General features: G+C 44.4%; 15 protein-coding genes. 1 reads left to right on the plus strand and 14 read right to left on the minus strand.

All coding sequences use genetic code 11. The annotated features are described in order from the left end of the window. Positions 1–224 precede the first annotated feature (224 nt). The 3 genes from AC1DUD_RS24220 to AC1DUD_RS24230 are packed head-to-tail and all read right to left on the minus strand — an operon-like array spanning position 225 to position 2,652. On the minus strand, positions 225–857 hold the full coding sequence (locus AC1DUD_RS24220; protein WP_477379231.1) for a uridine kinase family protein: 633 nt from the start codon (positions 855–857) through the stop codon (positions 225–227). Continuing rightward, the gene (locus AC1DUD_RS24225; protein ID WP_477379233.1) at positions 850–1,866 is read right to left on the minus strand and encodes a DPBB and LysM peptidoglycan-binding domain-containing protein; all 1,017 of its coding nucleotides are present in this window, start codon (positions 1,864–1,866) and stop codon (positions 850–852) included. The genes AC1DUD_RS24220 and AC1DUD_RS24225 overlap by 8 nt, the downstream gene beginning before the upstream one ends. Before the next feature lie 21 nt (positions 1,867–1,887). After that, positions 1,888–2,652: a DUF4905 domain-containing protein gene (locus AC1DUD_RS24230; RefSeq protein ID WP_477379235.1), complete on the minus strand. Its 765-nt coding sequence runs from the start codon at positions 2,650–2,652 to the stop codon at positions 1,888–1,890. A 96-nt stretch (positions 2,653–2,748) separates the two neighbouring features. Here AC1DUD_RS24230 and AC1DUD_RS24235 point away from each other — a divergent pair, with 96 nt between their 5' ends. Continuing rightward, positions 2,749–3,228 carry a Dps family protein gene (locus AC1DUD_RS24235; RefSeq protein ID WP_110584522.1) on the plus strand — a complete coding sequence of 160 codons (480 nt, stop codon included), beginning with the start codon at positions 2,749–2,751 and terminating at the stop codon, positions 3,226–3,228. Between the two features lie 518 nt (positions 3,229–3,746). Here AC1DUD_RS24235 and AC1DUD_RS24240 read toward each other — a convergent pair. From AC1DUD_RS24240 to AC1DUD_RS24290, 11 genes are all read right to left on the minus strand, one after another. After that, positions 3,747–4,658 carry an SDR family oxidoreductase gene (locus AC1DUD_RS24240; RefSeq protein WP_477379237.1) on the minus strand — a complete coding sequence of 304 codons (912 nt, stop codon included), beginning with the start codon at positions 4,656–4,658 and terminating at the stop codon, positions 3,747–3,749. Positions 4,659–4,664: 6 nt separating this feature from the next. Next, the gene (locus AC1DUD_RS24245; protein ID WP_477379239.1) at positions 4,665–5,441 is read right to left on the minus strand and encodes an enoyl-CoA hydratase/isomerase family protein; all 777 of its coding nucleotides are present in this window, start codon (positions 5,439–5,441) and stop codon (positions 4,665–4,667) included. A gap of 8 nt (positions 5,442–5,449) precedes the next feature. Then, positions 5,450–7,264, minus strand: coding sequence for an AMP-dependent synthetase/ligase (locus AC1DUD_RS24250; protein WP_477379241.1), 1,815 nt, complete (start codon positions 7,262–7,264; stop codon positions 5,450–5,452). Between the two features lie 33 nt (positions 7,265–7,297). Further along, a complete protein-coding gene (locus AC1DUD_RS24255; RefSeq protein WP_477379243.1) occupies positions 7,298–8,473 on the minus strand; it encodes an acetyl-CoA C-acyltransferase in 1,176 nt (391 codons plus the stop codon). Positions 8,474–8,501: 28 nt separating this feature from the next. Beyond that, complete coding sequence (locus AC1DUD_RS24260) at positions 8,502–10,883, minus strand: 3-hydroxyacyl-CoA dehydrogenase/enoyl-CoA hydratase family protein (protein ID WP_477379245.1); 2,382 nt, start codon at positions 10,881–10,883, stop codon at positions 8,502–8,504. A 31-nt stretch (positions 10,884–10,914) separates the two neighbouring features. Next, a complete protein-coding gene (locus AC1DUD_RS24265) occupies positions 10,915–11,367 on the minus strand; it encodes a DUF2147 domain-containing protein (protein ID WP_477379247.1) in 453 nt (150 codons plus the stop codon). A 251-nt stretch (positions 11,368–11,618) separates the two neighbouring features. Next, a complete protein-coding gene (locus tag AC1DUD_RS24270; protein WP_477379249.1) occupies positions 11,619–11,888 on the minus strand; it encodes an acyl-CoA-binding protein in 270 nt (89 codons plus the stop codon). Between the two features lie 80 nt (positions 11,889–11,968). Continuing rightward, the gene (locus AC1DUD_RS24275; RefSeq protein WP_477379251.1) at positions 11,969–12,412 is read right to left on the minus strand and encodes an acyl-CoA thioesterase; all 444 of its coding nucleotides are present in this window, start codon (positions 12,410–12,412) and stop codon (positions 11,969–11,971) included. A 13-nt stretch (positions 12,413–12,425) separates the two neighbouring features. Further along, positions 12,426–13,403 (minus strand): electron transfer flavoprotein subunit alpha/FixB family protein, encoded by a 978-nt coding sequence (locus tag AC1DUD_RS24280; protein WP_477379253.1) that lies wholly within the window; start codon positions 13,401–13,403, stop codon positions 12,426–12,428. Positions 13,404–13,720: 317 nt separating this feature from the next. Further along, positions 13,721–14,464: an electron transfer flavoprotein subunit beta/FixA family protein gene (locus AC1DUD_RS24285; protein ID WP_477379255.1), complete on the minus strand. Its 744-nt coding sequence runs from the start codon at positions 14,462–14,464 to the stop codon at positions 13,721–13,723. Positions 14,465–14,758: 294 nt separating this feature from the next. Next, a complete protein-coding gene (locus AC1DUD_RS24290; RefSeq protein ID WP_477379257.1) occupies positions 14,759–16,555 on the minus strand; it encodes an acyl-CoA dehydrogenase family protein in 1,797 nt (598 codons plus the stop codon). Positions 16,556–16,799: the final 244 nt, after the last annotated feature.

Consider the following 16,799-nt stretch of genomic DNA (forward strand, 5'->3'; position numbering starts at 1 on the left):
TTTGTAAGGGTTGCGGGTAGGAAAGGCGAGGACTTGTAACGGAAAGCCCGGCCGCAGGCAACGCCCATGTTATAAAATAGATCACACACACACTTAATAATCAACAACTTACGACCAAGTCATTGCGAGGTACGAAGCAATCGCGAACTACACAGAGTGGCTCTGCAAGTCGGGGATTGCTTCGTACCTCGCAATGACGATTTTTATTAGACAGTTTTCAACTGTTAAAAAAGCTTCTTTCTCAAATCGGCCGAGATCTCTTCAGTTATCACCATAATATCTTCGGCAACATGAGTGTTGTTGGTGATCACGCGGTCGCATTCATCTTTGTAAGGCAGCAGGTACTCTTTATACGCCGGCACCACGTGGTTGATCCATTTATACATCACATCATCGTGTGAGTAGCCACGCTCTATCAAGTCGCGTTTCAGGCGGCGCTGCAGGGCCACGTCTTCGTCCGCATCAATAAAAACTTTCAGATCGAGCAGTTCAGAAATATCTTTAAAATGCAGAATAAACAAACCCTCCACTATTAAAATAGGCGCCGGTTTGATCTCTATCATTTTAGGGACAGCATCGGGGTTGTTAAAGGTATATTCCTGTTTCAGGATAGCTTCCTTATTTAAAAGCTTACTGATATCCTGCTGAAAATGTTCGTGATCGATAGTAGCAGGGAGATCAAAGTTATATTCTTTGTTCTCCTCCTTGGTCATGTTATGCGCTACCGGAATGTAATAATCATCCTGTGATACAAGGCTTACCTCGTCGGCAGAAAAATGTTCTAAAAAGCACTTCAAAAAAAAGGTTTTGCCTGATCCGCTTCCGCCGGCAATTCCAATAATATAAGGTTTATTCATTCGGGCTACCGTAGCTGATATTTACCTGGAAACGTTTATCTAAAGCGCCTAAAGCATCGGCTGTATTTTTGGTCATGATGATGAGCACATTTTTATTTACCTCATTATCGGTAAAACGGCCAACCACTTTAGCAAAGGTGGTATGGTTGTTCATAGGGTTGGTAATTTTAATGATGGTGCCTATCGGCGCGGTACGGTGCAGTACCAGTTCCTTTTTAGGGTCTAAACCTGCATCATCCATCCAGGTGGCCACGCCTTTTTCAACTTTTTCGTACAGGCCAAAACGGTTTGCTTTACCATGGTCGCCACCGGTTGTATCAGTTTGTGCTACCACCGTAGTTGAATCACGCTGCATTACAGGTTGTTTAACTTCTTCAGGAGGTAAGCCGCTGCGTACATTAATTATCTGATTAGGCGCTAATGAATCAGAGCTTAATTTGTTAAGCGCCCTGATATCTTCAACAGAAGTATTGAAACGTTTGGCGATAGAATATAAAGTCTCCCCTGCCGATACTTTGTACTGTTGTACATTAAGCATACTCACTTTTTTAACAGTATCAATAGCGGCTTGCTGCTGTTTGTTTACTGCAGCTTGTACTACCGGTGCAGGTGAACTAACCGGAGGCTGAACCTGTGGTTTGTTTTGCTGAACGGGAACCTGGGTAACCGGCTTTTGTTGTGCAGGAGCAGGAGTTGTTACTACTTGTTTTGCAGGTGCAGTTACGGCAGGTTGCGCAGCAGCTTCGCCCGAAAAAGGTAATTCGGTAGGTACTTTTATAATACCCCCAATTTTAAGAGGCGCGTTATTGTTAAACTGTATAATGGCTTTGGGGCTAACATTGTAGCGGCGGCCTATGGAGTAGTAGTTATCTTTGGGATCGAGCTTGTGAACGATCACTTTTTTGCCGTTCAGGTTTTCAACACCTACTGAATCAACAAGCGAATTTGCAAAAAGCGATATAGAGAATGTGAGTAAAGGAGTGACCAATAATAAAATCTTAAATTTCATAATAAATTATAATACAGTAATTTACAAGTTCAACACTATTAAGCCCGATCTGTTTTTTAAATAGACGAGCTGATTATTATGTAGTACAAACGCCTCGGGTTGCATTTTTTGTATAGCGTTGTTTAACAAATCGTGATACAAAAGGGTACCCTCCCCGTTAAATACAAACAAGTGCTGTTCAAGATGCTCCTGCAAAAGCGTGTGCAAAGATACAATTCTGAAACCATTGTAGCTGATATAATGAACCGCATTTGCATGTGCGCTGAGGGGTAAATATAAATTATTTACCGCCGTTGTTGGCAATAATTCAGGGCTTACGATCTGATTATTCAGCGGCTGATCAATCACAGGTTCAAATGCCCTTAGTGTATTGCCTGTTTTAACATCAATTAAAAATAATTTCTTAGGCTGCAGCTGGGTATTATATACTATTGGGCCGTTTACCGAACGATGATCAAAAGCCAAAGTAAAATTACTCCACAACTCTTTACCTGATACAGCATCGATAGCAGTGATTCCTTTATGTACAGGCCCTGCGGCCGACTGGTAGTTGTGCAGCAGCAACACGCCATTATACGCTGCTTCAATACCGGTAAGCCAGCGCTCGGGGGTAGTTAAACCCTCAAAATAAACATCACCGCTTTGCAGGCTCAGTGCCGAAAAACTAACCTGTTTATCGGCATGGTCCCTGATCTCGAGAAACAGCGTTTGGCTGCTTTCGTCAATTTCCATACGCCAAACCGGGCCCTGGTAAGTTTTGCTGATGAAGGGTAAAAGCGAAGTCATAAAGAGTGCAAATATGCTCATTAAAATCAAAACTGTTTATCTTTACCAAACATTGCCGCTGGCGGCATGTTACACTTAAAAACATCACATTTATTTATGAACGCTAAAGAAATAAGCCTCGAAGAAGTTAAAGTAAAACCGGTAGTTGACCATTTGAACGACCTGCTGGCCAATTACCATATTCACTATCAAAAACTGCGCGGCTGCCATTGGAATGTTAAAGGCACAAGCTTTTTCACCCTGCACCTTAAATTTGAAGAATTATATACCGCAGCATTGGTTACCATTGATGAACTTGCCGAAAGGATCCTGAGCCTTGGCAAACCTCCTATCAGCACGTTTAAAGATTATATCGAAACATCAAGCATCAAAGAGATCCAGACCATTGGCTTAAAAGATACCCTGATGGTGAAAGCCATTATTGAAGATCTGGCTGCGCTAATAAAAATGGAACGCGAAATATTGAATATCACTGCCGATGCCGGTGACGACGGCACCAACGATATGATCAACCGTTTCATGCAATTCAACGAAAAAAACACCTGGATGCTGCGTTCGTTCGTGAACGAGGACTAATCCGCAAATAATCTTACTGTAAAAAAGCTGTAATCAGTTGACCCTGGTTATGGCTTTTTTAAAAACAGGCTTTACATCAATTTGCATATTTAGTATATTTGCAGTGAATAAAGTATTCCCTTTTGGAGAATGCGGATGTTCTGTTATTTTCCTATGGTGTAATGGTATCACGTCAGATTCTGGTTCTGAAGATTGAGGTTCGAGCCCTTGTGGGAAAACATATTTGGAAAGCTCTTAGCAATATGCTAAGGGCTTTTTTTATTTAGCTATGCTAACTCCCCCCTACGCCGAGCTACTGTGTGTACACATCTTATAAAAAAATGTCATTTCGATAGAGCAGGGGTTAGCTGAGAGGTGGAGCGAAAGAGAAATCTTCTACATCGGACTCTACAATTATACCTGTAAAAGCAGGGCGTAGAAGATTTCTCCTCACCTCCGATGCGCCCCCCACCCTTGGTTCGTCGAAATGACATTTTTTTTATTAACGATAAAATTAAAAAAAAGTGTACACACAGTACCTACGCTGACCGCGTAGCTTTCTCAATATTATCCCACATTTCATCCGGTATCATTTCAAGCCCACTGAACTGACCTGCACCCTGCAGCCACTCTCCACCATCAATAGTGATTACTTCGCCATTAATGTACCCTGAAAAATCAGATACTAAAAAGGCGGCCAAGTTAGCCAGTTCCTGGTGTTCTCCTACCCTTTTAAGAGGCACCCTGTTTTTAAAGTCGAACTTCTGGGCCATATCTCCCGGCAGCAACCTTTCCCAGGCACCCTTTGTAGGAAACGGGCCCGGTGCAATGGCATTGGCACGTATGCCGTGCCTGCCCCATTCAACCGCTAAAGACCTGGTCATGGCCAGCACACCGCCCTTTGCACAGGCCGAGGGCACAACATAAGCCGAACCTGTAAAGGCATAGGTGGTAATGATATTCAATATATTACCGGGCATTTTTTCTTTGATCCAATATTTACCCAAAGCCAGTGAACAATTAGCTGAACCTTTTAAAACGATATCAATGATAGCCGAAAACGCGTTTGCCGATAAACGCTCGGTAGGCGAAATAAAATTACCTGCCGCGTTATTCAACAGTGCATCAACCTGCCCAAATTCCTCAATAGCTTGTTGCAGCATCGCTTCAACTTCATCATATTTCCGAACGTCGCAGGCAATTGGTAACACCTTACCACCGGTCGTAGATTGCATTTCAGCAGCCGTTTGCTGCAGTACATCCAGCTTACGGCTGGTGATTACCAGGTTAGCTCCTAATTGCAAAAAGTAAGTTCCCATTGCCTTGCCCAAACCTGTTCCGCCGCCGGTTACAATGATGGTTTTTCCTTTCAAAGCATCATCTTTTAACATTCCGCCGGCACTTGCGGCCTTGGGGCTTACGGAACTATTTAGGTTTGTAGGATCAGTCATCATCGGTTAATTTACAGGGGTATTTTTCGATTTTAAATTTTGGATCATCATCTGCAAGCCTTGCCTGGTTTCAGGTGCCCACCATTGATTCAGCATTTTGTTCAGGGTCTCAGTTTGATCTGCTTTTAATTTGCCTGTCAGCTCCTTACGCAGGTTTAGTTTACTCTCGCTCCAGGTAACCGGGTTTAGTTTCATGTAAGCTGTTACTTTTTCTGTGGCAGCGTTCATTAATTTATCAGGGGAACTAATTTCATCAATCAGTCCGGCTTCCAGTGCTTCATCAACTTTAAGGAGTTTTCCCTCCATTAAATATTGATAAGCTTTACGCTGACCAAGCCAGAATGCATACAGATTAAAGACACTATCAGGAACAATAATACCTACCGGAACTTCATTTAGCCCGATGATAAATGTCCCTGCTGCCATTACCCGGTAATCGCAGCAAATAGCTAATATGCAGCCACCGGCAGGGCTATGACCGCTTATGGCCGCTACCAGTGGTTTCCTGAAAGCTGCCAAAGTATTTTGCAGGGCTAAAAAGTCGATCCAAAACTGGCGGCTTTGCTCTTCGTTATAATCATAAGCTTCAATCAGGTCGATCCCGGATGAGAAAAAGCCTTCCTTTCCGGTTAAAATAACGCCACCTACACTATCATCATTTTCAAGCGTTTTTATACAAGCGTCCAGTTCTTTAACCATTTCATGATTAATAGCATTTGACCGGCCCCGGTCGAGCGAGATTGTAACCAGCCTGCCCTGTATTGTTGTTTGAAATGTGTTCATCCGGTTAATCAGTTTACAAGCGTGGGATCCTCGCTCACTTCGCAGGGATACATTTTATCAATTGCGGTTTTATATTTTTCGATGATCACTTTCCGCTTCATTTTCCCGGTTGGCGTAAGCTCACCACTATCTATCGACCATTCGTGGGGAAGCAGAGTAATTTTCTTCACCTGTTCAACGTGATTAAATTCGGGATTATACGCATTGATAATTGACTGATAAAGCTCAATCACCCGGGCATCTTTAACTAATTCACTGTTGGATGAAAAAGTGACGTCATTTTCCTTACACCAGGGTTTTAAATGGGTGTAAGATGGTACGATGAGTGCCGCAACAAATTTCCTTTCCGACCCAACAACCATCATCTGCTCAATAAAATAATTTTCCTTCATCTTATTTTCGATAGGCAGCGGGGCCACATATTTACCACCCGAAGTTTTGAAGATCTCTTTTTTACGATCAGTTATTTTCAGGAACGAATCTTTGTCCAGTTCACCTATATCCCCGGTGTGGAACCATCCGTCTTCCAGTACCTCTGCTGTAAGCTCAGGATTTTTATAATATCCCAGCATAACGTTAGGACCTTTACAAAGGATCTCGCCATCGGGCGCAATCTTAACCTGCACACCACTCAGCAAGCGCCCTACGGTACCAAATTTCCTCTCGCTTTTCTGATAACAGTTAACAGCAATTACCGGCGACGTTTCGGTAAGCCCGTAACCTTCCATAATAACAATATTAGCTGCAGTGAAAATTCTTTCCAGCTTAAGGGGACAGGCCGAACTACCTACTACTATAGCCGTTATATTTCCGCCTATGGCAGCACGCCATTTGCTGTAAACCAGTTTATCGGCTATGGCAAGCTTGATCTTATACCACAAACTGGTATTATCAATTTCATACGCTTCGGCTACTCTTACCGACCAGAAAAAGATCTTCCTTTTGATACCGGTCAACTTCTGCCCCTGCACCATAATTTTCTCAAATACTTTTTCGAGCAAACGGGGCACAGCGGTAAAAAGGGATGGCTTTACCTCCTTCATATTTGCCCCTATGGTATCCATACTCTCGGCATAGTAAATAGAAAAGCCGTAGTAGAGATAAACGTATGTACACATCTTTTCAAAAATGTGGTTCATGGGCAAAAAACTCAAAACACGTTTCTCTTTCAGCGGGATCCGGTTAAGAATATCGCCGGATGCCATTGCATTTGTCATGATATTTTTATGCGTAAGCATTACCCCTTTAGGCCGGCCGGTAGTACCCGAAGTATAAATAATTGTTGCCACATCATTTTCGGCGATCTGACCAGCTATTTGCTGTATTTTTTGCAGATCGCCTTCCTTTAAAGGTTTAAGCAATGTTAACCAATGATTACACCCGTCGATGTGGTCAAAAGTAAAAATGGCTTTTAATGAGGGTATATTTAAATGCACCTCTTTAACCTTATCGCATAAGTCCTTAGTGCTTACAAATACGTATTTAACTTCGGCTTCATTTAAGATCTGCTCAATTTCTTTAGTGCCCGTGTTGGGATATAGCGGAACCAGTATGGCACCAGTTTGCTGCACTGCCAGGTCGGTTATTACCCATTCGGGCCGGCCGTTACTTATCAGCCCTATTTTATCGCGGCCTTCGGTAGTGCCATCACCATCCGAAACTCCCAGGTTCAACAAGGCCACGGATAGCTGGCTGATCATGGTATGCACTTCTTCGGTGCTGTATGATCTCCAGGAACCATTCTCCTTTGCATTCAAAAAGTCTGCCCTCGGCGCTTTGGCCTGGGTAGCTATGCAATCAAACAATCTTGTCGCTTTTTCCATGTTTGCAGCAATTATTTAGATAATGGTAATTTCCTATAACAGTTCAAATACACCCGCCGCACCCTGCCCTGTGCCCACGCACATCGTAACCATGCCATACTTTTTTTCCCGCCGCTTCAATTCGTTAAAAAGCTGAACGGAAAGTTTGGCCCCGGTGCAGCCAAGCGGATGACCAAGGGATATCGCTCCGCCATTAACGTTTACAATGTCGGGGTTAAGCTCCAGCCCTTTTATAATTGCCAACGATTGCGAAGCAAAGGCTTCATTCAACTCTATCAACTCAATATCCTGCTGCTTCATCCCGGCCATTTTTAACACTTTGGGAATGGCTACCAGCGGACCAATCCCCATGATCCGGGGAGGCACACCTGCAACGGCATAATTAACCAGCCGTGCAATAGGTTTAAGGTTATTCTGTTTCAGAAAACGTTCGCTAACCACCATCACAAAGGCTGCTCCATCGCTGGTTTGTGATGAGTTGCCGGCGGTTACCACACCCTTTGCATCAAACACAGGTTTAAGTTTAGCCAATGCGTCAATTGAGGTATCGCTGCGCGGACCTTCATCAGTATCTACCTTAAATTCCCGCTTCTTTTTCTTGCCACTCTCATCTACATAGGTCTCCACAATGCTTACCGGTGCTATTTCATCTTTAAACTTGCCTTCCTTAATGGCGTTGATGGCTTTTTGGTGGGAGTTATAAGCAAACTGGTCCTGCTCTTCACGGCTGATATGATATTCCCTGGCAACAGCTTCTGCAGTAAGTCCCATTCCCCAGTAATAATCAGGGTGAGCAAGGGCTATATCGGCATTCGGAACAATGCGCCAGCCTCCCATCGGGATCAGGCTCATGCTTTCCACACCGCCGGCGATAATACAATCGGCGATGCCACTGTGTATTTTTGCCGATGCGATGGCGATTGTTTCCAATCCCGATGAACAATAGCGGTTTACCGTCATACCGGGAACCTTATCGGTATCAAGCGCCATTAACGAAATGAGCCGGGCTACATTCAATCCCTGTTCGGCTTCGGGTGTAGCGTTGCCTACAATCACGTCGTCTATCTGCTCTTTATCAACGTTGGGCACCGATGCCAGCAAATGCCTGATGACATCCGCTGCAAGTGTATCAGGACGGGTAAACCTGAACCCGCCCCGGGTAGCTTTTCCAACAGCGCTGCGGCTGGCTGCCACTATATATGCGTTCATTTTATTGAGATTTTATACTTATTAAAATTTAGTTCCTTAACACTTTGCCACCGGTTAAAATAGACTGGATCCGCTCAAGTGTTTTCTTTTCGGTGCAAAGCGAAACAAAAGCTTCACGCTCCAACCCCAGCAAATATTCTTCACTCACCATTGAAGGCTGGGACAAGTCGCCACCTGAAAGTACATAAGCCAGTTTCTGCGAAATTTTCACATCGTGCTCACTGATGTAATTACCGCTGTACATGGTATTGGCACCCACGTAACCCAAGCCCAGCGCTTGTTTGCCCAGCACCCTGATATCAGCGCGCGGGATTGGCTGTATGTACCCTTCATTTGCCATCTGCAGGCATTGTTGTTTAGCTTCGGCAAGTAATCTGTCACGCGATACTACGACTACATCCCTACCCTTTTTGAGGTAGCCAAACTCAAAAGCCTCATATGCCGACGTGGATACCTTAGCCTGGCCAATAGTTAAAAATCGATCCCGGAAATTATTGAGTTCTACATCACCATCCTGAAGTTCGTCTGAAAGGCGCAGAGCAAATTCCTTTGTTCCCCCTCCGCCCGGTATCAAGCCAACGCCAAACTCAACCAGCCCCATATACAGTTCGGCATGGGCTACCACCTTATCGGCATGCAGGCACATTTCGCAGCCACCGCCCAAAGCCATTTGATGAGGTGCTATCACCACCGGAATGGATGAATAGCGGATCCGCATCATGGTATTCTGGAAAGCCTTTATTACCATGTTCAACTCATCAAACTCCTGCTCAACAGCCATCATGAATATCATGCCCACGTTGGCCCCGGCACTGAAATTGGCACCCTCATTTGATATAACCAGTCCAAGGTAGCTTGTTTCGGCAAGGGTGATGGCCTTATTTATACCCTCTATTACCTCGCCTCCTATCGTGTTCATTTTAGTGTGAAATTCCAGGTTCAGGATACCGTCGCCAATATCCGTAATGGTAGTACCGCTGTTTTTCCAAACGGTGTTGGTTTCGCGGAGATTATTGAGCAAAATAAGCCCTTCCGTACCCGGAATTATCCTATAGCTTTTCGATGGGATATCATAATACAGGCGTTTGCCATCCTCTACTTTATAGAAGCTTTTTGCTCCTGCCGCAAGCATGTCATAAACCCATTGAGCCGGTTTGTTCCCCGCAGCGTCCATCGCTTTTACCATATCTTCAACACCAAGCGCGTCCCATTTTTCAAAAGGGCCCAATTCCCAGCCAAAACCGGCATTGGTGGCTGCATCTATTTTATAAAGCTCGTCGGCTATTTCGGGAATGCGGTTACTTGCATAAGCAAATAACTGGTAAAAGATGCTGCGGTAAAAATCGCCGGCTTTATCTTTTGCAGCAACCAGGATCCTGAGCCTTTCTTTCAGGTTATCAACCGCTTTTGTAGTTTCGAGCGAGGCAAATTTTACCTTTTGGGAAGGTTTGTACTCAAGCGTTTTCAGGTCAAGCGCATAAAACTGGTTTGCACCGTCACTCTTTTCTTTTTTATAAAAACCCTGACCTGTTTTACTGCCCAGCCAGTTATTTTTCACCATTCCATCCACAAATGCAGGGATCCTAAATAAGTCCCTTGCTTCATCATCAGGCGCGTTTTGGTAAAGGCCATTGGCAACGTGCACCATGGTATCCAAACCCACCACATCATTGGTACGGAATGTGGCCGATTTAGGGTGACCAATTACCGGCCCGGTCAGCTTATCAACCTCTTCAACGGTCATACCGGTTTGCTGCACGTAGTGCAACACGCTCATGATGCTGAAAACTCCGATACGGTTACCGATAAATGCAGGGGTATCTTTGGCCAATACCGTTGTTTTCCCAAGGTATTTTGCGCCATACTCCATCAAAAAACCAACTACACTTGCCAGCGTATCTTTTGTGGGGATAATCTCCAGTAGTTTTAAATACCGCGGCGGGTTAAAGAAATGGCTGCCGCAAAAATGTTTTTTAAAATCATCGCTCCTGCCTTCGGCCATTAAATGTATGGGGATGCCCGATGTATTTGAAGTAATCAGCGTTCCGGGTTTCCGGTACTTTTCTACAGTTTCAAACACTTGTTGTTTAATGTCCAACCGCTCAACCACTACTTCTATCACCCAGTCGCAATCAGCAATTTTGGGCATGTCATCCTCGAAATTGCCGGTTGTGATACGTTTTGCGAATGATTTAAGGTAGATGGGCGAAGGGTTTGATTTTAGAGCAAAGTCAAGCGCATCGTTCACAATTTTGTTCCGCGCTTTCTTATCTGCCGGTGGGGCATCCTTAGGTACAATATCAAGCAATAGTACCTGTACGCCGACATTTGCAAAATGGCAGGCTATCCGACTGCCCATTACTCCCGACCCCAATACTGCAACCTTTTTTATAATTCGTTTAGCATCCATTAGTATCTGCGTATTTTATTATTTCTTTAATTTATTCGGCCCGCGACCAGGTAGTTGTACGCCCGAAAAGTGAAATACCGATGTACCCGCGGATATCCAGAGTTTCACCTTTGTAGGTCATTTTGCAGGAATATGTTTTACCGTTATTGGGATCGTAAATTGTTCCGCCCGAATATTTGTTATCGCCATCTTTTACAAAATCGGCCAATACAGGTAAACCTAACCTCGGCCTTGAGCGCAGTTTTTCATCGCTATTCATTTCGTCAACTTTAGGCTTCCCATTTTTCAGGGGCTCCTTAAGCCATACCACCTTGCCGTAAAACTTACCGTTGCTTTCTTTAGTGATCTGGATTTTGGCACTCTTTACATCATTGTACCATAAGCCTTCAATTTTATCGGTTTGCGCTTTTGCGTTGATACTTACAGCCACAACCGTTAGCAGAATTAATGCAAAACGGACGAAATGTTTTTTTGATACTGACATTGCCTGAGGTTTATTTTTATAAATAAGAACAGCTCGTTTTTAAGGCAGGTACGTGCTTTTCAGATTTTACCCAATAGTAAGATCCGGCATCAGAAGCCTTCTAAAAAAAGAGACAGATAGAATTATAAAATGGTTAAATAATTTAGTCCCGGCATAATTACCGGGCGGTTTATAATAACAAATATCTATTTCTGCGGCGCTTTATAAAGGTCTAAACGGCGGAAACATTTGTCAATATTTCGGAATTAAAGCTAACTGGTTTTATTTGATAATTGTGCTACAAGCCGGATATATTGCTGCATGGCATCATCGGCAGTAATACCCTTTTGTTTTAACCATGCATCATACTTTGCTTTAGCCACAAAATCAAACATCCCCGGAGGGTTTTCTGTATTGATATCGCCTTCCGTTGCCTGTTTATATAAACTGTACAGGCGTAATAATGTTTCATTATCAGGCTTTGAAGGCAATTCTTTACTCTCTTTAACTGCTTTTTCAAAAGTGTCTTTCAGGTCGGTCATAGATAAATTATTTAAAAGCTAAAAGCAGAAGGCATAAAGCCCAAAGCTTATAAACTGATATTCAATACTATTTAATTATTTCAGGCTGGATTGGCCTCTTCAACATAATCGCTGCTCCGGGGTGCCTTCATAAACATCTCGCTCAGCTCTGCCGGTAATATGGCAAGCTTGCGCTTCTCCATATCAATCCATGAGCCTTCGGCATTTATGATTGCAGCTTTAACGCCATCGCCCCGGTACAGCTCATGCCTGATTGCCCAGCGCGAACCATCAGGCCGTGATTTGATGAGCTCGCAGGTTACCCTGATCTGCTCGTTGATCCCTATCTCGCGCAGGTAGATCAACTCTTCCCTGAATAATACAGGCCCTATTTTGTATTCATAAAGTGTGGGCAGTTTTAAACCCAGGCTTTCCAGCATAATTATGCGGGCCTGTGCTGCAAAATCGGCATAAGCAGAATGCCTCATGTGTTGGTTCGAGTCTATTTGCGACCACAGCACCTGTCCTTCATAAAAAAAATCCATAGCCCTGATTATTTTATTGATGATGTTCTTTGAACTTTTTAACAGCTGCTGTTAGCCGGGGCAAAATCTCCAATGCGTCACCGACCACGCCATAATTGGCTGCTTTAAAAAATGGAGCCTCCGGGTCTTTATTGATCACTACAATAGTTTTTGAACCGTTCACTCCCGCCAGGTGCTGTATAGCCCCCGAGATCCCCACCGCGATATATAAATTAGGGCGTACGGTGCCGCCTGTTTGGCCCACATGTTCATGATGCGGCCTCCAGTGCGAATCGGCCACCGGGCGCGAGCAGGCTGTGGCGGCACCCAGCTCTTTTGCAAGGTCCTCCAGGATGCCCCAGTTTTCGGGGCCTTTTAAGCCACGGCCGCCCGAAACAACCAGTTCGGCATCAGCAAGCGGTACCTCGCCGGTTATTTTGTTTACCGATTTAACTTTTACGCCGAAATCTTTTTCGTCAAAGCTTACATCCAGTTGCTCAACAACGGCCTTGCCCTCCAGCTTTTTCACCGGGAATGTATTAGGCATCAGCATAATTACCTTTACCTCACTTAAAATATTTACATACGCAAATGCTTTACCCGAAAACACGGCTTTTTTGATCACAAATCCTTTTTCCGTATCAGGGTATGAGAGTGCGCCTGCCACAAGTCCTGCCTGTAACTTTACAGCCACCCTCGGCGCTACCGCCCTGCCCTTAAGATCATGAAGAGTGATGATTACTTTACTGTTTTCCTTTTGTGCCGCCGCTATCAGTGCACCCGCATATGCCCTTGAATGCAGCTCATCTAACCGGCTATCGGCAACGTGCAGTACTTTTTGGGCGCCGTACCAGCCAAGGTTTTCCATTTCGGCTGTGGTAACGCTACCTAAAGCAATGGCAGTTACTGTAGCGCCCATTTTTTCAGCTATCTGCGCGGCATATTGCACTGCTTCAAAGCTTTGTTTTTTTATAATTCCCCCGGTATGTTCTACCAATACAATTACAGACATTTTTTGTTTTTTTAGTTAGATAAAAGCTAAAAGCAGAATGCAAAGCTTAAAGCCAATAATTTGATGATCAAATACTACTATCAGATTCCATATAAATTGCTCCGGTGCACAAACTATAAGTGTTAGGAAGATTTTTTAATTCCCTCCCCCGGGAGGGGTGCGGCCGAAATGTGCGTTGGCAGGGAGGGGTTTGTTCGCTATTTCAGGCGAACAGGTGTATTGATGAACCCCTCCCTACACCCTCCCTAGGGGGAATCGCACAATCCCCATGCTTTTTAAATCTTCCGGCAACCTATCGCCGGTAATAAATATGATTATTAAATAACTTTAGCCTCCGTATGCAACAGCTCTACCAATTCGTCCAGGTTGTCCGGGCTTATCAGTTTAATACCAGCTTTAGCCGGCGGCAATTCATAGGAAAGTATTTCGGTTACTGCCGTTACTTTTGAAGGCGTGATAACTTTTAACGGACGGGTACGGGCAGCCATTATGCCGCGCATATTGGGGATCCGTGTTTCGGCAACACCTTTTTGACAGGAAATAACCAGCGGTAAATTACACACGTCTGTTTCTTCGCCGCCTTCAATTTCACGCGTTACCACAGCTGGATCAGCCTCTACCTTGATGCCGGTTGCAAAACCGATGTAATCGATACCCAGCAATTCGGCCAGCATGGCACCTGTAGTACCGTTATTATAATCGATAGATTCTTTGCCACATAAGATAAGGTCATAGCCAACCCCGGCAGCATATTCGGCTATATAATGGGCGGTTTCATAAGGATCATTACTGTCTGCATCAATGCGGATAGCTTCATCACCGCCCAACGCCAATGCTTTCCTGATCACAGGCTCAACATCGGCTTTGCCCACGGTTACCAGGTGAACATCGGTTGCAATTCCGCTTTCTTTTAGTTCGATGGCCCTGATCAACGCGTACCATTCATCGTACGGGTTGATCACCCAGGTAACGCCATCACTATTAAACGAGGTATTATTATTTTTCAATACAATTTTGGTGCTCGTGTCCGGCACCTGGCTTATACACACTAATATTCTCATTATCAGTTTTTCGTTTTTCGGTTGATATTATTTAGGGGGATGAAAATCTATAAAATCGAATGTCATTTCGAACGAACCAGCTGGGGTTGCGTTGCGAGGTGAGGAGAAATCTTATACATCATGCTCTGAACCATCCATACGGTTCTACAAGGTGTATAAGATTTTTCGCTATCGCTCAAGAGATAGTTTCTCTTTCGCTCCACCACTCGGCCCAGCCCCTGCTCAATCGAAATGACATTTTCTTTTATTTAAAAAATTAGCCCACATGATAGTCTCAAAAGGTTTTTTAAAAGTTTAAAAGCAATATTTGTTTTCAGCAATGAGTTTTGCAGCAATATTTCTGCGGGCCTGGGTAGTATTAATATCTTCGGTTTTAGTGAAGCGTTTAAGACCCATCAGCATCATCCTTCTTTCGTCGCCTTCGGCGAATGAGTTTAGCGCTTCTTTGCCCGATTTGGCTATATGTTCGGCAGCATCATTGATGTATACCCGCATTATATCCAGTTGCTCTTTGCAGGCTTCTTCGCCCCTTAAACCGACCAGTTTCTCTACCCTCAATTGCAGCGATTCGCTTACATAAAGCTCAATCAGCATATCGGCCAGGTTCATCAATACTTCCTGTTCTTTACCTAATTGCGTCATTAATTTCTGAACTGCTGCACCCGCTACCAGCAATATGGCCTTTTTGAAATTGGCTATGTATTTCTTTTCTTTCGTGAACAGGCCATCTTCTTCAGCGGCACCGAAATCGGGGATACTCACCAGTTCGCCAGCTACTTTTTGAGCCGGCCCCATGAGGTCGAGTTCACCTTTCATAGCACGTTTAAGCATCATATCAACGGTTAACAGCCGGTTAATTTCATTGGTACCTTCAAAGATGCGGTTGATCCTTGAATCCCGGTACGACCTGTCCATCGGTGCTTCGGCGCTGTAGCCCATACCACCGTAGATCTGCACCCCCTCGTCGGTTACATAATCCAAAACTTCTGAGGCATGAACTTTAAGGATCGCCGCTTCTATAGCGTATTGCTCAGTCCCCTTCAATTTGGCTTTGGTTTCGTCGAGGCCGGATGCGATTAACATCTCTGTAGCCTCCTCCATATTCTGACTGGCCCTGTATACTGCCGATTCCGCAGCGTAGGTACGGATGGCCTGCTCGGCCAGTTTATATTTTATAGCACCGTATTTGGAGATGGCCCGCCCAAACTGTTCCCGTTCGTTAGCATAACGCACCGATGAGGTGATCACATCTTTACTTGCCCCTACAGTTCCGCCGCCTAATTTGATACGACCGAGATTTAGGATGTTAACTGCAATCTTAAATCCGTTCTGACGATCGGATAGGAGATTTTCAACCGGCACCTTGCAATCATTAAAAAATACCTGGCGCGTTGAGCTTCCCTTGATACCCATTTTATGTTCTTCCGTATTGAGCGAAAGGCCTTCAAAATCTTTTTCAACAATAAATGCGCTCAGGTTTTCATCATCATCTATCTTGGCAAAAACAGTAAATATATCTGCGAAGCCCGCGTTAGTGATCCACATTTTTTGACCTGTGATGAGATAATGCTTGCCATCAGCCGAAAGTTTTGCCCTTGTTTTACCCGAATTTGCGTCCGAGCCGGCAGATGGTTCTGTAAGGCAATAAGCGCCCTTCCACTCACCGCTTGCCAGCTTAGGGATATATTTTTGTTTTTGGGCATCGTTGCCGTAATATAATATAGGCATGGTACCTATACCTGTATGTGCCGAAAATGCCACAGAAAATGAGTGACCAGCGCCCAGCTTTTCGGTAACCAGCATGGCAGTTTTAAAATCCTTACCAAAACCGCCGTATTCTTCCGGCACCGATATGCCTAACAATCCCAATGCGCCTGCCTCATCCATTAGGTGACGCATTAATCCTTCCTCCTGTTCGTCAATTCGCTGCAAATTTGGCGTTACCTGCTGTGCAAGAAAATTGGTACATGTTTCAGCGATCATCAACTGCTCTTCATTCCATTCTTCGGGAATAAAAACGCTATCCGCGGAAGTTTCCCTGATCAGAAACTCCCCTCCTTTTATGGCTTTCATCGGTTCTGTGGCATTCATAAAGTTTTTCTGGTTTATAATCAGGGGTAAAATTAGAGGCATTACCAGGCCAAAGAAAGGGCAGCAATGCGGAGATATTAGTCAAAAAGTCGGAAATGATGAGGTGACGAATGGGGTGTGGTGATAATGGTAGAAGTGTTGGGGATACGACAAAAAATGTCATTGCGAGGCACGGAGTAATCGCATGCTATACAGAGCGGCTCTGCCTCCGTGCGATTGCCGCGCTATCGCTCGCAATGACATG

It is taken from the genome of Mucilaginibacter sp. P4_A11 (genome assembly GCF_056402535.1).